The sequence below is a fragment of the Aquisphaera insulae genome (genome assembly GCF_011064615.1).
GTDB classification, from domain to species: Bacteria; Planctomycetota; Planctomycetia; order Isosphaerales; family Isosphaeraceae; genus Aquisphaera; species Aquisphaera insulae.
The window spans coordinates 1-15,608 of the sequence record NZ_JAALJH010000045.1; the positions used below are offsets into that span (position 1 = coordinate 1).

13 protein-coding genes are annotated in these 15,608 nt (G+C 69.9%); 9 read left to right on the top strand and 4 right to left on the bottom strand.

Annotated elements, in window-relative coordinates; translation table 11 throughout:
- Positions 1-79 precede the first annotated feature (79 nt).
- Together G6O54_RS21665 and G6O54_RS21670 are read right to left on the bottom strand one after the other, a co-directional pair.
- Positions 80-1,414, bottom strand: coding sequence for a DUF1501 domain-containing protein (locus tag G6O54_RS21665; protein ID WP_165227930.1), 1,335 nt, complete (start codon positions 1,412-1,414; stop codon positions 80-82).
- A gap of 31 nt (positions 1,415-1,445) precedes the next feature.
- A complete protein-coding gene (locus G6O54_RS21670) occupies positions 1,446-3,980 on the bottom strand; it encodes a DUF1549 and DUF1553 domain-containing protein (RefSeq protein ID WP_250847018.1) in 2,535 nt (844 codons plus the stop codon).
- A 162-nt stretch (positions 3,981-4,142) separates the two neighbouring features.
- On the opposite strand from G6O54_RS21670, the gene G6O54_RS21675 reads away from it, so the two are divergent.
- The 7 genes from G6O54_RS21675 (at position 4,143) to acs (ending at position 11,703) form a co-directional block, all read left to right on the top strand.
- Complete coding sequence (locus G6O54_RS21675; RefSeq protein ID WP_165227932.1) at positions 4,143-4,271, top strand: 30S ribosomal protein THX; 129 nt, start codon at positions 4,143-4,145, stop codon at positions 4,269-4,271.
- 117 nt (positions 4,272-4,388) lie between these two features.
- Complete coding sequence (locus tag G6O54_RS21680) at positions 4,389-4,616, top strand: hypothetical protein (RefSeq protein ID WP_165227934.1); 228 nt, start codon at positions 4,389-4,391, stop codon at positions 4,614-4,616.
- A 48-nt stretch (positions 4,617-4,664) separates the two neighbouring features.
- On the top strand, positions 4,665-5,525 hold the full coding sequence (locus tag G6O54_RS21685) for a hypothetical protein (RefSeq protein WP_165227936.1): 861 nt from the start codon (positions 4,665-4,667) through the stop codon (positions 5,523-5,525).
- Between the two features lie 198 nt (positions 5,526-5,723).
- On the top strand, positions 5,724-6,893 hold the full coding sequence (locus G6O54_RS21690) for a 1-deoxy-D-xylulose-5-phosphate reductoisomerase (protein WP_165227939.1): 1,170 nt from the start codon (positions 5,724-5,726) through the stop codon (positions 6,891-6,893).
- Positions 6,881-8,872 carry a site-2 protease family protein gene (locus tag G6O54_RS21695; RefSeq protein ID WP_165227941.1) on the top strand — a complete coding sequence of 664 codons (1,992 nt, stop codon included), beginning with the start codon at positions 6,881-6,883 and terminating at the stop codon, positions 8,870-8,872. The genes G6O54_RS21690 and G6O54_RS21695 overlap by 13 nt, the downstream gene beginning before the upstream one ends.
- Before the next feature lie 36 nt (positions 8,873-8,908).
- The gene (locus G6O54_RS21700; protein WP_165227943.1) at positions 8,909-9,586 is read left to right on the top strand and encodes a hypothetical protein; all 678 of its coding nucleotides are present in this window, start codon (positions 8,909-8,911) and stop codon (positions 9,584-9,586) included.
- A 134-nt stretch (positions 9,587-9,720) separates the two neighbouring features.
- Positions 9,721-11,703 carry an acetate--CoA ligase gene (acs, locus tag G6O54_RS21705; protein WP_165227945.1) on the top strand — a complete coding sequence of 661 codons (1,983 nt, stop codon included), beginning with the start codon at positions 9,721-9,723 and terminating at the stop codon, positions 11,701-11,703.
- 83 nt (positions 11,704-11,786) lie between these two features.
- Here the strand turns inward: acs and rpmB are convergent, their stop codons facing one another.
- Entirely contained in the window at positions 11,787-12,107 is a 321-nt protein-coding gene (gene rpmB / locus G6O54_RS21710; RefSeq protein WP_165227947.1) for a 50S ribosomal protein L28, read from the bottom strand.
- Positions 12,108-12,201: 94 nt separating this feature from the next.
- The gene (gene rpmF / locus G6O54_RS38025; RefSeq protein ID WP_250847019.1) at positions 12,202-12,366 is read right to left on the bottom strand and encodes a 50S ribosomal protein L32; all 165 of its coding nucleotides are present in this window, start codon (positions 12,364-12,366) and stop codon (positions 12,202-12,204) included.
- Positions 12,367-12,632: 266 nt separating this feature from the next.
- Between rpmF and G6O54_RS21720 the strand changes: the two genes are divergently transcribed.
- Both G6O54_RS21720 and G6O54_RS21725 read left to right on the top strand, forming a co-directional pair.
- On the top strand, positions 12,633-14,948 hold the full coding sequence (locus G6O54_RS21720) for a YfhO family protein (protein WP_165227951.1): 2,316 nt from the start codon (positions 12,633-12,635) through the stop codon (positions 14,946-14,948).
- Positions 14,949-15,073: 125 nt separating this feature from the next.
- A complete protein-coding gene (locus G6O54_RS21725; protein WP_165227953.1) occupies positions 15,074-15,382 on the top strand; it encodes a hypothetical protein in 309 nt (102 codons plus the stop codon).
- Positions 15,383-15,608 lie beyond the last annotated feature (226 nt).

Here is a 15,608-nt window from a genome sequence, read left to right on the forward strand (position 1 = left end):
GGCCGAGCCCCGGGCAGGCCGTCGATTGCGATCAGGGCCTTGGGGCTGCGGTGCCAATGATGAGACGCCGACTCGGCCCTCAGAGCAGCTCCCGCGGCGCTTGTCCGTTCTCGACCAGGCGGATCGGCCGGCCGTCGGGCGCCTCGAACTTGCGTTCGGGATCGATGCCGAGCTTGAGATAGATCAGGGCCGAAAGGTCGGCGGGGGTGATCGGGCGATCGACGGGGAGGTCCCCGCGCGCGTCGGTCTTCCCCAGGACCAGGCCGCCCGGGATGCCGGCGCCGGCGAGGATCAGGCTGGAGGCGCGGCCGTGGTGGTCCCGGCCTGCGTTGGGGTTGATCTTCGGGGTCCGGCCGAACTCGCCCATCATCACGACGAGCGTGTCCTTCAGGAGCCCCCGGTCCGAGAGATCCCCGAGCAGCGCCGTCACGCCCCGGTCCAGCGGCGGGGCGAGCGTGTCCTTCAGGGTCGGGAAGTTCTGCTGATGGGTATCCCAGCCGAGCGGCCCGGCGCCGCGGTCGTTGAGGGTGACGAACGTCACGCCGGCCTCGATGAGGCGGCGGGCGAGCAGGCACGACTGGCCGAACGGATTGCGGCCGTAGCGATCGCGGGTCTCCGGCTTCTCATCGGCGAGTCGAAACGCCGCCTGGGCCGCGTTGCTGGTCATGAGGGAATAGGCCCGCTCGGCGAACCGGTCCCGGCTGGTCGTCAGCGTGGTGGGGGGGACGTCGCGGGAGAAGTCGTCGAGCGCCTGGACCATCGCCCTGCGGCGGAGCAGGCGATCGAGCGTGAGCCGATCCGGGGGCGTCAGGTTCTGGACGCGGAAGGTGTCCAGGCTGGGATCGCCGCCGACCGTGAACGGATCATAGGCCGGCGACAGATATCCGGCGCCCGAGGCGGCCGGGCCGTCCGGGATCGCGACGTAGGGGGGCATGACGCCGCCTCCCGGCAGGGACTCGCGGACCCGGGCGACGACGCTGCCGTGGCTCGGGTAGACGAGGGCGGGGCTGGGGCGGTATCCGGTCAGCTTGTGGTGCGAGGCCCGGTCGTGATCGGCCTCCGGCGAGGTCATCGAGCGGATCAAAGTCAGGCGGTCCATCACCTTCGCCAGCTCGGGGAAGATCTCGCCGATCGAGACGCCGGGGACGGACGTGGCGATCGGCTTGAACTCGCCGCGGACGTCCGCCGGGGCGTCCGGCTTGGGGTCGAACGTGTCGATGTGCGAGGGGCCGCCGGCCAGCCAGATCAAGATGCAGTTCCGCGCCGGGGGCGTCGCGGCCGACGGCGACCCCGCCAGCGATCTCAGCCGGAGCAGGTCCACGAGCCCGAGCCCGAGCAGGCCGAGCGAGCCGGCGCGGAGCAGGTCGCGCCGATGGAGTCCGCGGCGATCCGTCGACTCGCGAGGTGTGAACATGGGGCCGGCTCCCGGGACGATCGGTGTCGCATTAATGATTGAACGCAAATTCACGCGAATTGAGGAGCGACCAGAACAGGTCCTCGGCCGCCTCGCCGCGATGGCCGGCCTGCTTCAGCTCCGCCGACCACCGCGATCGTTCCTCGGCGGTCGGGAACCGGCAGACCGTGCGGAGATAGAGGCTCTCGACGAGCTCGTCGGGCTCCAGGTCCAGCTTCAGGGCGCTGGCGAGATAGCCGTTCAGGTTCGAGACCTTGCTGTCGATCGCGTCGCCGCCGATCAGCAGGAGAGATTGCTTGAGGCTCAGGGGCGGGGTCTGGACCGGGGCGCAGGCCGTCGCGCGGGTGCAGCGGCCGAAGGTGTCGAGGATCGCGCTCGGGACGCCCGGGTCGGGGACGCGGATCGCCAGCCGGGTGCCGAGCGAGCCATACGTGTTGGGCACGTCCGTCGCCTGGGCCAGCGCGTCGGCCATCTGGTGGGCCGTGAGAGGGCGCGGGAGCTGGTGCGAGAAGAGCCGGGTATCGCCTTCGTTGCCCGGGACGGTCGCGGACGAGAGGCCGTAGGCGTCCGACACGGCGATCGTCCGGATCAGGTCGCGGAGGTTGAACTTGCCGGCGATGAAGTGCTTAGCCAGGGCGTCGAGGAGCTCCGGGTGGACGGCCGAATTGGACCGGCTCATGTCGTCGGGCGGGTCGACGAGCCCCTTGCCGAAGAGCTGCGCCCAGGCCCAGTTGACGGTCGCCCGGGCGAAGAAGGGATTGTCGGGGGCGACCATCCACCGGGCCAGCTCGCGGCGCGGGTCGGCGTTTTTCTCCACCGAGACGGCCTTGCCGCCGGGGAGCCTCGGCTCGGCCGGCTTCCCGGTCCGCAGGTGGCGGATCTCGCCGGCGGGGTTGATCGAGACGACCGTCCGGTTGTCCATCATCATCCCGGGCTGCATGCCGCCGCGGCCGATCCGGGCGAAGAAGGCGGCCAGTCCGAAGTAGTCGTCCTGGGTCCAGACGTCGAACGGGTGGTCGTGGCACTGGGCGCATCGCATCCGGAGCCCGAGGAATCGCTGCGCGGCCAGCTCCGCCTGGCCGGTCGGGTCGGGGGGATCGATCGCGTAATTGACCGGCCCCCCCTTCTCTCGATCGTTGGGGTCGCCGACCGAGGTCAGCAGCCGGGTCACCACCTGGTCCCAGGGCATGTTCTCCGCCAGGGAATGCTCGACCCATTCCTGGTATCGGTAGGCGCCGTTGCCCTGGCGGGCCTGGCTGATCTGAAGCAGGTCGCCCACCTTGATCCGCCAGAAGAGGACGAACTCCGGGCGAGCGAGCAGCCGGTCGACGAGCTTCGTCCGCTTCTCGGGATCCCGGTCGCCGAGGAATTCGCGGACCTGCTGCGGCGTGGGCTGCTCCCCCGTCAGGTCCAGCGAGACGCGGCGCAGGAAGGTCGCGTCCGGGGCCTGGGGGCTGGGCGGGACCTTGAGGGAGGCGAGGCGCCGGTACAGCTCGCGGTCGATCAGGTTGCGAGGCTTCAGCGCCCCGAAGTCGTAGGTCAGGTCCGGATTGAAGGCCGTGCTCAGCCGCACGGTGGCGACGGCCGACTGGTAGCGGACGATGACGTCGGCCTCGGCGCGGCGGGCGAGGGTGGCCAGGCCGGCGGGCGTGACGCGAGCCGCGGAGTCGTCGGTCACCCGGAAAGCCGCCTGGCGGGTGACGTCCCGCGCGTGACCGTCGGCGTAGCGGGCGATCACCCGGAGCTGGCAGGGGCCGGGCTCCTCGAGGAGGGCGGCGCTCGGCTCGACCTCGATCCCGGTCAAGGCGCCATGCGACTTGCCCTGGGTCCGCGGCGAGCCGGCGCGGAGCCAATCGAGCAGCAGGCGGAATTCGGGCGAGCCCTCGGCGACCCGCATTCCGCCGCCGTGGGGGCTGCGTCCCGTCGCCCGGGTGAGGAACAGGCTATCCTCCGGCCGGAAGGCGGAGACCCGGCGGGCCGCCCCGTCGCGGACGATCGCGGCGTAGTCGCCGTCGGGATCGTAGCCCAGGAAGGAGAGGTGGAAGCCGTTCTGGCCGTCGGCCTTGCCGTGACAGCCGCCGGCGTTGCATCCCGCCCGCGTGAGGATCGGGACGACGTCCTCGGAGAAGTCCCACGATCGCCCCTGGCGCGGCTCGATCGTGACTCGAGCGGTCGCGGATCGGCCTTCGTGCTCGGCGAGGACGACCACGCTCCCCGCCTTCAGGGGCCGGAGATACCCGCCCGGCTCGATCACGGCCGCGGCGGGCGGATCGACCTTCCAGGAGGCTCGTCGCGACAGGTCGCGGATCGCCCCGCCGGGCAAGGCGACCGCGGTCCGGAGTTGCACGCCGGGGTCGTCCGCCGTTATCGTGATGGGCTCGGGAGTGACCGCCAGCGGCGGCCCGGCCGGGACCTCGAGCGGCGCCGCGGCCGTGGCCGGCCCGGGGACGACCGGCGTTTCCGCCACCGGACGCGGTGCCGCGGGCCCGACACGGCGCCCGCAGCCCACCAGGGCCGGCGGGAATGCCAGGAGGGCCAGGGCCAGCAGGCGGCGGGACGTCACCACGGGCTCCTCCCGCACGGGCCGAAAAGGACGGGAACCCGACAAACGTCGGATGCTCGTATCCTAGCGGCGGCCCGTCGAGATCACAAGCGAAAAGCGACTCACCGGACCGGGCGAGCCGACGTCACGGCTCGACGATTCTCAGCAGAGGGAAGGGTTAGGACGATGGGCAAGGGCGACAAGCGATCCAAGCGGGGCAAGATCTTCAAGGGGACTTTCGGCAAGCGGCGGGTGAAGCCGCAGACGCTGGCCAAGGAGGCGAAGAAGGCCGCCGCGGCCGCCGCGACGTCGTAAGCCCGGCGCGCCCCGCCGAGGGATCGCGGCGGTCCTCGACAGGCCGGGCGGATTATCCTAGGATGTCCCTGACAGGTTCGGCCCGATGCATCGCCAGCGGAGAAGGAGGTTCCCCCGATGGCCAAGCTCCGACTGCTCAAGACCGGTCACGGAGACCTGACGCTCGCCGAGTGGGAGAAGACCCGGCCGGATACCGTGGCGAATGCCGAGGCGCTCTTCGCCGAGCACGTCACGCCCGGTCGGCTGGCCTTCCGCCTGGACGGGCCGGGGAAGTCGCGGGTGATCGACCGGTTCGACGCCACGGCGCCGGAGATCCTCATCGTCCCGGCCATCCAGGGCGGCTGAGTTTCGGCGGCGGAGGGCCAACGGACCCATGCAGCGAGCGGCCAGACGATGATCCGGACCGGCTATCTCCGCTGGGAGATCGAGGTGGAGGACGTCCGCAGCCCGGCGGATGCGCAGGCGCGCGAGGTTGTCTTCCTGGCCCGGCCATCCCACCGGGTGGTCCGGATCAAGAGCAACCGCCACGCCGAGGCCGCGGAGCAGTTCACCCGCGGCGAGGCGTCGTACGATGCGGTCCTGCGGTCGCTCGAGAAGGGGGCAAGCCAGGTCGAGCTGACCGTCCCCGACGTGGGCCCGCACCGGTTCCGCTACTCCGAGGCCGACCGCGCCAGGATGCTCCGCTACTGGCTCGAGAAGCTCCACCGCGAGGTCTCGGCCTTCGCGCACGAGGTGGTCCGGGCGGCGGCCTCGTTCCCCCAGCTCGTGATCGCCAGCCCGGCCCTGCGGGCCGGCTACGCGCGGATGGTGGAGGCGGAGACCTTCAAGGTCATCGAGGGGAAGAGCCGGCCCCAGCCCACCTCCGACGAGCCGATCGACATCGACGCGGCCGCGTATCAGCAGGGCGTGCCCGAGCTGGTCGCGGCGGAGCTGGTCCGCAACGTCGTGGAGCCGAAGGAGTTCCACGAGTTCTGCCAGTTCGACATGATCACCGTGAAGGCCGGCGACAACTACTACCGCATCCCCCGCCGGCCGCACGGGTTGATCGAGGTCTGGGACGCGAAGACGAAGCGGCCGGTGGCCCGACTCTGCGTGGTCTTCCAGGACGCCGGCATGCCCCCGTCGGACGAGGTCGTGATGAAGTACCTGCTGGCCAAGCACCAGCCGGACATGCTCTGGCAGGTGGGCGTCCGATTCAGCCCCCCCGCGGGCAAGTTCGAGATGACCGCCCCGAGGCGATGGACCGTGGATTGACGGCGGAATCGGGCGGGCCCTCCGGGGACGGAGCCCTCCCCGGCCCTCCTTGTCGGGCCGAGGCCGAACTCCTATAGTGCTAGGAAGATCGACGAGGCGGGACCGACCGACCTCGTCCCCGTGGGTCGGTGCGAGAACGACGCAGGGATCCTCAGGCCGGCGATCGACCGGCTCGCTCCAGGGATTGCGATGACCTTGATGAAGCCTGGCGATTCGCTCACGCGTGTGGTGATCCTGGGCTCGACCGGGTCGATCGGACGCAACGGATTGGACGTCATCGAGCACGACGCCGGCAAGCGGCTCCGCGCCTGGGGCCTGAGCGGGCACCGGAGCCGGGAGACCCTGCTGGCCCAGTGCCGGGCCCACCGGCCGCGATTCGTGGCCGTGACCGATCCCGATTCGGCCCGGGCGATCCGCGAGGATCTCCGGGGCCTGGACCTGGACATCCTGGAAGGCCGCGACGGCATCATCCGGATGGTCCAGGATCCGGCCACGGACCGGGTCCTGAGCGCCATCGTCGGCGTCGCCGGGCTCGAGGGGACCTGGGCGGCGCTCGAGGCCGGCAAGACCGTGGCCCTCGCCAACAAGGAGAGCCTGGTCGTCGCCGGGCCGCTCGTGATGGAGCTGGCGGGGCGTCGCGGCGGCCGGCTCCTGCCGGTGGACAGCGAGCACTCGGCCATCTTCCAGGCCCTCCGCTCGGGCGAGCACGCGGAGGTGAAGCGGGTGATCCTGACCTCGTCCGGCGGCCCCTTCCGGGGTCGGTCGCGTCGAGAGCTCCAGTCGGTCACGCCCGACGAGGCCCTCCGGCACCCGACCTGGAAGATGGGACCGAAGATCACGATCGACTCCGCCACGCTCATGAACAAGGCGCTCGAGGTCATCGAGGCCCGCTGGCTCTTCGGCCTGGAGCCGGACCAGGTGGAGGTCGTGATCCACCCGGAGAGCGTGGTCCACTCGATGGTGGAGTTCGTGGACGGCTCCGTGATCGCCCAGCTCAGCCCGCCGGACATGCGGCTGCCGATCCAGTACGCCCTGACCTATCCCGACCGGGTCCCCTGCCCCGGCCCTCGCGTCGACCTGACGAAGGCCCTCGCCCTCCACTTCGAGCCGCCGGACCGGGACACCTTCCCCTGCCTGGACCTCGGCTTCGAAGTCATGAGTCGCGGCGGGACCGCGGGCGCGGCCCTGAACGCGGCCAACGAGGCCGCCGTGGCGCGGTTCCTCGGCTCCGAGATCGGATTCCTCGACATCCCCCGGGCCTGCCGGGCCGCGATCGACCACCATACCTTTGATCCCAGTCCCTCGCTCGACCAGCTCTGGAAGGTTGACGCGGCGGCTCGCCTGGAGGTTCAGCGTTGGCAACCCTGAGCACGTTCTGGAACATCGCCCAGGTCGTCCTCGGCCTCGGTTTCGTGATCTTCTTCCACGAGCTGGGCCACTTCCTCCTGGCCAAGTGGAACGGCGTCAAGGTCGAGAAGTTCTCGATCGGATTCGGCCCCACGCTGCTGGGCTTCACGCGCGGCGAGACCGAGTACGTCATCGCCGCGATCCCCCTGGGCGGCTTCGTGAAGATGCTCGGCGAGGGGACCGAGGGCGAGGCGACGAAATCGACGGATCCCCGGGCCTTCCCGAACAAGTCGGTCGGGGCGCGGATGGCGATCATCTCCGCCGGCGTGATCATGAACGTCTTCCTGGGCCTGGCGTGTTTCGTCTTCGCCTACGGCCAGGGCATCTTCGAGCGGCCGGCGAAGGTCGGCAAGGTGGCCGCGGGCTCGCCGGCCTTCGCGGCCGGGATCCGGCCGGGCGATGAGATCGTCGCGATCGACGGCCGCCGCGAGATCAGCTTCGAGAATCTCATGCTCAAGGTCCGGCTCAGCGGCAGCGGCCAGTTGGTTCGGTTCGAGGTGAAGCGATCCGGTCGCGATGAACCCCTGGTGATGGACATCCAGCCCCGCCGCGAGCCCGGGATCGATTACCCGACGATCGGCGTCGTCCCCTCGTGGAGCCTGAAGGCCTTCCGCTACCGGCGCCCGGCCGGCTCGACCGGGACCGCCACGATCCCGGATGGGCTTCGGGAGCCGGATCGCGAATCCTACGAAGCCCTGGTCGCCGTCGGCCCCGAGGGCGAGGCGCCGACGCCCGTCGCCGATTACCAGTCCTACGAGCGGATCCTCCTGCGGTATGCGGACAGGCCGCTCGTCCACGTCTTCGAGCATCACGAGACGCTGGAGGCTCCGGCCTCGGGCAAGTCGGAGGTCATCCTCCCGCCCGCCCATTTCGTCGACTTCGGTTTCACCCTGACGACCGAGCCGATCGCGGCGATCCAGAAGGGCTCGATCGCCGACCAGGCCGGTTTCCGGATCGGCGACCGGATCGTCCAGGTGGACGGACGGGCGGACTTCGACCCGATGCGCCTGCCTTTCGACTGCGCCCGGAACGCCGGCAAACCCATGACTTTCGAGGTCGAGCGGGGCTCCGGCGCCGACGTCAAGCGGGTCACCCTGACGGCGACGCCCGACGACAGTCCGGTCTGGACCGTGCAGACCTCGCCGAGGGAGCCGCTCGATGTCCCCGGCCTGGGGCTCTGCTATCCGATCCGGGCGAAGATCCAGTCGGTGCGCCCCGAATCGCCCGCGGCCCGCGCCGGCCTCAAGGCCGGAGACGAGCTGACGGCGACCCGCTTCCCGGCCCTGAAACCGGAGGGCAAGGATCCCTCGGCGAAGGACGCAGGCAAGGCCGAGGAGGGGGAGACGATCCCGCTCGAGGGGGATCAGTCCGTGGCCTGGCCGGCCATCTTCTCGTCGATCCAGTTCCGCGGCGGGCCCGTGGAGCTGTTCGTCAACAAGGGATCCAGCCCGGTGAGCGTCACGGCGGAGCCCGTCGCCGACTGGTATCTCCCGGATCGCGGCCTCGTCTTCGGCGACCTGATCCGCAAGCTGCCGCCCCAGAGCATCGGCCCGGCGATCCGCCGGGGCTGGGACGACACCGTCGAGAACATGCTCAGCATCTACGCCATGATCCGCAGCCTGGCCCAGAAGCGGGTCGGGACCAAGAGCGTGGCCGGCCCCGCCCGGATCGCGGGGATCGCCTACCAGGCGGCCTCCTCGGGCCTCACCGACCTGATCCGGTTCCTGGGGCTCATCAGCATCAACCTCGCCGTCATCAACTTCCTCCCCATCCCGCCGCTGGACGGCGGCCAGATGGCCTTCCTGATCGCGGAGAAGGTCCGCGGCAAGCCGCTGCCGGAATCGGCCCTGACCCCATTGGTCGTCGCGGGGATCGTGATGATCCTCTGTCTCTTCGTCTTCGTGACGTATCAGGATATCCTCTCCTACTTCGGCAAGTAGGCGGGGCGATCGACGGATCACAACGGAGATGAGGCCATGCGGGACGATTACGCAGCGATCGGCCTCGGGCGGGACGTGGTCCTGAGCCATCTCGAGCAGGGCAAGCCCCTGAACGAGCTGATCACCTCGCCGGAGGCCACGCCGGTACTCGTCGTGGGCGGCATCGCCGCCATCGCGCTCGAGACGAGCGACGGCCTCGGGCCGACGCTCGTCCAGCACGCCCCGCCCCGCCCGAAGATCGAAGGCTCGCTGTCCGCGGACTCGCTCGCGGCCCTGTTCCCTCGGGGCTCACGCCGCGGCCTGCTGGCCCTCTCCGCCGGCCTGCTCCAGATCCACGATTTCTGGGACCAGAGCCACGCCGCCGCCCAGGAGGCCGACGACCTGGGCGAGCGGGAAAGCTCGGCCTACTGGCACGCCATCGCCCACCGCCGCGAGCCGGACGCCTGGAACGCGGCCTACTGGTTCCGCCGGGTGGGCCAGCACATCATCTTCCCTGTTCTTGGTAAGAGGGCACGGGACATCCTCAAGGACGATGCCGAGCCGGGTGTCCGCGGTCGGCTTCTCGACGCGACGATGTGGAACCCCTCGGCGATGATCGACCTCTGCACGACGGCCCGCCCGGGCACCACCGCGGAAGCCCTCGCCAAGCGGCTCCAGCGGGCCGAGATGGAAATCCTCCTCAAGTCGACGGCCGCGGCGCTTCAGGCCGATTGACGACGTCCCCGTAGGGACTTACGATCAGGGCCATCGCCCTTGACCATCGCGACGACCTCGCGCCCATGACCGGCTTGCGAGGCCGTGAGTTCGCGACCCGCGCCAGCCCCCCTTCCGAGCGAGGAGCCCGCACCATGCCCTCTCCCACCAGCAGTGGCGCCATCACGAGCGTCCTCCACGAGACGCGGGTCTTCCCGCCGCCCGCCGAGTTCGCCCGCAAGGCTCACGTCTCCAGCCTCGAGCAGTATCAGGAGATCTGGAACCGGGCCAAGGACGACCCGGAAGGCTTCTGGGCCGAGCAGGCCAACCGGCTGATCTCCTGGTACAAGCCCTGGGACAAGGTGCTCGACTGGAATCCGCCGTTCGCGAAGTGGTTCGACGGGGCGAAGGTCAACGCCAGCTACAACTGCGTGGACCGGCACTGCGAGGGCCCGAACCGGAACAAGGCCGCCCTGATCTGGGAGGGCGAGCCCGGCGACCGCCGCGTGCTCCGCTACCAGGACCTCCAGCGCGAGGTCGCCCGGTTCGCCAACGTGCTGAAGAACCTGGGCGTCCGCAAGGGGGACGTCGTCGCGCTCTATCTCCCGATGATCCCGGAACTCGTCATCGCCGCCCTGGCCTGTGCCCGGATCGGCGCACCCCACACGGTCGTCTTCGGCGGCTTCAGCGCGGAAGCACTCGCCGGCCGGATCCAGGACTGCAAGGCCAAGGTGCTGGTCACGGCGGACGGCGGATACCGTCGCGGCAAGGTCGTCCCGCTCAAGGAGAACGCCGACGGCGCCGCGGCCGTCTGCCCCACGCTCGAGCACGTCGTCGTCTATCGTCGAACCGGACTGGACGTGGCCTGGTCTCACGGCCGTGATCACTGGTGGCATGAGCTCGAGGCCAACGCCACGGCCGACTGCCCGCCGGAGCCGCTCGACAGCGAGCACCCGCTGTTCATCCTCTACACCTCGGGCTCGACGGGCAAACCGAAGGGGATCCTCCACACGACCGGCGGCTACCTCGTGGGGACCGCGCTGACGAGCGAATGGGTCTTCGACCTCAAGGACACCGACACCTACTGGTGCACGGCGGACGTCGGCTGGGTCACGGGGCACTCGTACCTGGTCTACGGCCCGCTCGCCCTGGGGGCGACCTGCGTCATGTACGAGGGAGCCCCCAACTGGCCCGACGAGGGGCGGTTCTGGAAGATCATCGAGGACTACCGCGTCACGATCCTGTACACCGCGCCCACGGCGATCCGGGCCTTCATGAAGTGGGGCGAGCATTTCCCCCGCCGCCATGATCTTTCAAGCCTGCGGCTGCTCGGCTCGGTCGGCGAGCCGATCAATCCCGAGGCCTGGATGTGGTACCAGAAGGTCATCGGCGGCGGGCGATGCCCGGTCGTCGACACCTGGTGGCAGACGGAGACCGGCGCCATCATGATCTCGCCGCTCCCCGGGGCGACCCCCGCGGTTCCCGGCTCGGCCACGCGACCGATGCCGGGCATCGTCCCGGAGATCGTCACCAAGGACGGCAAGGCCGTGGGCGCCAACGAGGGGGGCTTCCTCATCATCCGCCAGCCCTGGCCCTCCATGCTGCGGACCCTCTACGGCGACGATGCGCGGTACAAGGCCCAGTACTGGAGCGACATCGCGGGCGTCTACTTCACGGGCGACGGCGCCCGCCGGGACGAGAATGGCAACTTCTGGATCATGGGCCGGGTCGACGACGTGCTCAACGTCGCCGGCCACCGGCTCTCCACCATGGAGGTCGAAAGCGCCCTGGTCAGCCACAAGGCCGTCGCCGAGGCGGCCGTCGTCGGCAAGCCGGACGACCTGAAGGGGCAGGCGATCGCCGCCTTCGTCACCTTGGAATCCGGCTACACCGCCAGCGAGGAGCTCCGCAAGGACCTGAGGAATCACGTCGTCAAGGAGATCGGCGCCCTCGCCCGGCCGGACGACATCCACTTCACCGACGCCCTCCCCAAGACCCGGAGCGGCAAGATCATGCGCAGGCTGCTCCGGGACATCGCCGCGGGCGTCGAGAGCGGCGGAGACACCTCCACGCTGGAAGACCTGAGCGTCATGGTCCAGCTCCGCCGCCACGAGAAGGCCGGCAGCGACGAGGAGTGAGCCGCACCGGAAACGACGAGGCCCCGGGCGATCACTCGCTCGGGGCCTTAGTTTCGGGAACGTCGATCGAGCCGGATCCGCGCTCAGATCGGGTACAGGTTCTTGTTGGCCGATCGGGCCGCCTGGCTCCCCTTGGAAGCCTTGATCAGGGGGAAGGTCTGGACCTTGCCGTCGACCTCGAGGGTCAACTGGCCGGAGCGGATGACCGAGGTCGCCACCCGGACGTAACGGGTGGTGCCGTTGGGCAGCCAGACGTGGATCCACTGGAGATTCGGCTTGAACGTGCGGCGGCTGATGCCGGTGGTCTTCTTGCCGACGCCGCCGAGGTACTTGGCCTTGCCGCGCTCGGTCTTGTGATTGCCGAACGAGGTCTTCTTGCCGGACACTTCGCACTCGCGACCCATCGAACCGTCTCCTCACCGCCGCGCGATCCCGCGGGCTCGAAAACAGGGACCACCGCGGGCGGACTGACCCTCGCGGCCCGGCGCTCCCCGGGACTTACTTCTTGACCTTTTCCTTGGCGATCGGATTGTGCGGCTTGGAACGCTGGATGTTGCCGCATTCCTCCACGAGCTCGCACACCTTGTGGGGAGGGACCGCCAGCTTGCACTGCGGGCAGATGTTCAGCGCGGGAGCGACCAGGAAATCGTGGCTCCTTCGCATACCCTTCGCGGACTTTGACTTACGTCTCTTTGGTACGGCCACGAACCTGTTCTCCAGCACGAAACCACGGGCATCGGCATCGATCGAAAAATCCTATTATCCGTTTCCGGCCGCGGCTTTCAAGACGGACCTGCGGGAATTCACGGGGAGGCCGTCTCCTTGCGATCGCTCGCGTCGCGCCTCTATCCTACAGGCCAGGTTATGAGTTATGACGTGCGAGGCGGCCGCGGGAACGCCACGCATCTCGCCGGACGGAGCATGCGCCGATGGGAACGCGGAGGGAGCTGGTCCTCTTCGGGCTGACGCTGGGCGTCCTGGTGGCGGCGTTCTTCCATGAATCGCTCTTCCTGGGGAAGGTCCTCAGCCCGGCCGACGTGCTGCTCGTGGAGCGGACGTTCGGGGATGACGGCGCGGGCCGAGCCGTCGAGCATGAGCCGCTCAATCGGCTGCTGATGGATCCGGTCCTCCAGTTCCAGCCCTGGCTGGAGTTCAACCGGGCGATGCTCCGCCGCGGCCGGATTCCGCTCTGGAACCCGCATTCCGGCATGGGCGCCCCGCACCTGGCCAACGGCCAGAGCGCGGTCTTCGACCCGATCAACGCGATCGCCTACGCGACGACGATCCCCTTCGCGCTCGGCTGGATGGCGGCCATTCGGCTCTGGATCGCGGGCCTGGGTGCCTTCCTGCTGGCGAGGTTCTGGGGGCTGGGGGCGTGGAGTCGCTGGTTCGCCGGGCTCGCCTACCCGTTCTGCGGGTTCCTCGTCGTCTGGCTCCTCTATCCGGTCACGCCGGTGGCGATCTGGCTGCCGTGGATCTTGCTGGCGAGCGACCGCTCGCTCGAGGATCCGCGGCCAAGGTCGGCGGGGCTGCTCGCGATCGTGGTCGCCCTGGCGATCCTTGGCGGGCACATCCAGACGGCCGCCCATGTCCTGCTGGCCGCGCTGGCGTTCGCGGCCTGGCGGCTGGCGGTCTCGGTTCCCTCGTGGAGCGAGCGGACGCGGCGGTTGCTCGTATGGTCGGCGGGGATCGGCCTGGGAATCCTGCTGGCCTCGGCCCAGATCCTGCCGCTGGCGGGCTATCTCTCGAGGAGTTCGGTCTGGGGCGATCGGCGGCAAGAGACCCGGCCGTTCTGGGCCTTCTCGCGGCCGCGGATCCTCGATACCGCCTGCATGGCCTTCCCCTATGCGTACGGCAGCCAGCGGCGCGGGCAGCCGAACCTCGCCCGGGCGCTCGGAGTCCACAATCTCAACGAGTCGGCGGGGGCGTATGCGGGGCTCGCAACCCTGATCTGGCTGGCCCCGCTGGGGCTCCGTCGCCGCGGCTGGTCGCGCGAGCCGGGCTTCCTCGCGGGCCTGGCGGGCTTCGGGGCGCTGGCCGCCTACCGGCTGCCTCCGGTGGACAACCTGCTGAGGGCGATCCCGGTCCTGGACGTGACCGACAACCGCCGGATGGGCCTGTGGGTCGCCTTCGGCCTGGTGATGCTCGGTGCGGCCGGGATCGAGGCGCTGGCCCAGGGGACGCGGATCGCGCGGTGGTGGATTGCGGGATGGCTCGTCGCCGCGGCGGTGCTCGCGATCGTCGCCGGGACGATCCCGCGCCTTGAGGGCACGCTCCGCGATCGCGCGGGGCGGCACTTCCAGAAGGCCGTCGAGGCGAGGCGCGGGGATGAGGTGACCGCCAGGGAACGGGCGGATCGCCAGGTCCGATCCGCCGTCCGGTTCCTGCCTCGCTATTACGGGCTCTGCGCGCTGGAGCTTGCCGCGCTGGCCGGGCTGGCCCTCGCCGCGCGATCCGGCCCGCCGCGGAAGGCATGGCCGGCGGCCGCGGCGCTCTCGATCACGATCCTGGAGCTGTTCGCCTTCGGCCTGGGCCTCAATCCGGCGATCGACCGGGAGATTCAACGCGGGGAGCCGCCGGCGATCTCTCGACTGCGCGAGGTCCTGCCCCCGGGCGCCCGGGCCCTGGGCACCGGCGAGGAGCTGCCGCCCAACGTCCTGATGCGATTCGGCCTGTCCGACCCGAGGAACTACGACTCGGTCGAGCTGGCGCGCAGCCTGGGCTGGCTCGCCCCGCTCTACGAGCCCTCCGCGGAGTCCCCGAGCAGCCGGCGCGAGGTCACGTGGGAGGGGGTCGCCCGGGCCAGGGGCCGGCTGGAGGCGGCCTGCGTCGCCGCGGTCGTCGGAGCCTCGGAGCCGCCCGCGGGCGCCTTCCCCGCCGCGGAGCGGGCCGGCCGCGTCTGGATCGCCCGGCTGGATCCGGCCCCCTGGGCGTCGACCGCCTCCGGGTACGCCCCGGAGCCGGCCCCGCGCCAGCCCGGCCGCGTCCGCATACCCGTGCACATGGACAGGGATGAAGAACTGATCATTCGCGAATCATGGGATCCCGGCTGGCGGGCCCGGGTCGACGGCCGCGCCGTCGCGATCGCGCCGCGGGAGGGGACTTTCCTCTCCGTGTCGTGCCCGAAGGGCGATCATATCCTGGAGCTAGAATATCTGCCCTCGGAGTGGCTGTGGGGCTGCGTCGGGACGATCGCGGCGGCCGCCGTCGTGATAGTCGCCTTGACAGGATTGCCGCGTTTTTGAATTCCTGGAATGGCCAAGACGAGACAGGGCTTGGACGGATCCAATCCCTGTGGTTAGAATCGAGTTCGTGAGCTTGATGAGCGGGCGATTGGCACCGGCTCAACCAACCTGAGGATGAAACGCTGATGGTCCACTTCACGTGTGATCTCTGCGGCAAGGACATGACCGCCTCCGGGGACCGCCGGCACGTGGTGAAGATCGAAGCTTACCCCGGTTTCGACCCCAACGAGATCAAGGAAGACGACCTGGACGAGGACCCGATGGAGGCCATCACGAAGGTCCTGGAGCGCGACAAGGCGCTCTCGTCCGAGGAGATCACCGCCTCGCTCCACAAGAGCTTCCGCTTCGACCTCTGCCCCGAGTGCCACCGGAAGTTCGTCAGCGATCCGCTCGGCAAGGAGACGGTCCGGCTCTTCGACTTCAGCAAGAACTGAATCGACGCGACGCGACGCCTTGCCGACAAGACAGCACCTCACCGCTCGCCCGTTCGACCTCCTTCAAACGCCACAATCCGGATCGATGCAAGGCCGCCACCGCAGGACCCGGTGATTGGCTGCGCAGCGGAATCGGAACCCTCCGCGGGCGACCTCGCGAGCCTCGGCTCGCCCGGTCGCCGGACGGAGCAGGCCCCTCCGGCAGGGCCGTCGGACGAGGCTAGGG